The following is a 691-nucleotide window of genomic DNA, read 5'->3' on the forward strand; positions in this document are numbered from 1 at the left end:
AAATTTAAAGCGCAACCGCGCAAAAATCCTCAGGACATCACGTTACCTGAGAAGTACTATGCAGCTGCAATAGCAGATGGCGAAGTAGATTTGGATATACTTGCAGAGCAAATTGCTTACGAGTGTACAGTAACAGAATCAGACTGTTACGCCGTATTACTCTCTTTAGAGCGTAATATTATTAGCTCTCTTAATCAAGGGAGAATTGTAAAATTGGGTAGACTTGGTAATTTTCAAGTTAGTGTAAGCTCAGAAGGTCGTGATACACCAGAAGAGGTTAACGCTAGCTTAATTACTAAAGCACGTATCCTGTTTAGACCAGGTAAGCGATTACGTGGGTTGTTAGATGATTTATCCTTTAGAAAAGCGAGCTAGAACTCCGTAATCATCTAAATGTTATAAGGTCTTGAGTGTTTCTTACCACTCAGGACCTTTTTTTATGCAAAAAAGATGCGGGTTTTTGAGTCCTTTCATGCGTACGAGACAATCGTTTGATCAGGACAAACCCATTAAACGATGCGGATGATCCATTTACATCGTACGGACGCGTTGAAAATGGACTTAAAAACATAAAAAAACATCCTTTTGTCATTGCGAGAACGCAGGACGAAGCAATCTATTTTAACGATTAATGACTTTTATCTAATGATTAATTAAGACACAAATCATCATCAAACCTTAAAAACACATG

1 protein-coding gene is annotated in these 691 nt (G+C 37.8%); it reads left to right on the plus strand.

The window, feature by feature from the left end; all coding sequences use genetic code 11:
* Nucleotides 1-375 (plus strand): HU family DNA-binding protein (locus tag WA327_RS08410; protein ID WP_336068586.1); only part of this gene is annotated, 375 nt, incomplete at its 5' end.
* Nucleotides 376-691 lie beyond the last annotated feature (316 nt).

Source organism: Mesoflavibacter sp. CH_XMU1404-2 (genome assembly GCF_037029465.1).
GTDB lineage: Bacteria > Bacteroidota > Bacteroidia > Flavobacteriales > Flavobacteriaceae > Mesoflavibacter.